At 36.0% G+C, this 350-nt stretch carries 1 protein-coding gene; it reads left to right on the top strand.

Translation table 11 applies throughout. From position 1 onward, the window contains the following. Window positions 1–350, top strand: a 350-nt coding sequence (locus DZ60_RS25400; protein WP_034230584.1) for a hypothetical protein, incomplete at both ends; no start/stop codon positions are given.

The raw sequence follows: 350 nt of genomic DNA, 5'->3' as shown, positions 1-350 counted from the left end.
TGTTCTGATTTTTTTAATGGTATCACTGTAAGTCATGTAAACCCAGGTTGTAGCAACAATGATGGGCAGATTATTGTATCCTTTGCAAATTCTAGTGCGCATACACAAATTCAGTTAAGTATTGATGGAGGGAGTTCGTATCCAGTAACAGTCAATGATAACTCTGGTTCTTATAGTTTTACAGGATTAAATATTGCAGAATATGAACTTGCAGCACGATATGCAGAAAATGATTGTGAGTATAATATCGCACATGTAAATTTGGTTGAGGATTGTGGAGATATCACTTTAAACCCAGGAGGAGTTTCTTGGCATGATAGTTATGAAGCAAATGGTTTTTGCTGGTGTAG

Origin of the sequence: Aquimarina pacifica (assembly GCF_000520955.1) — a bacterium.
In the GTDB taxonomy this organism is placed as follows: Bacteria; Bacteroidota; Bacteroidia; order Flavobacteriales; family Flavobacteriaceae; genus Aquimarina; species Aquimarina pacifica.
The sequence above is the reverse complement of the archived record's forward strand: the minus strand, read 5'-3'. Positions and strand labels throughout refer to the sequence as shown.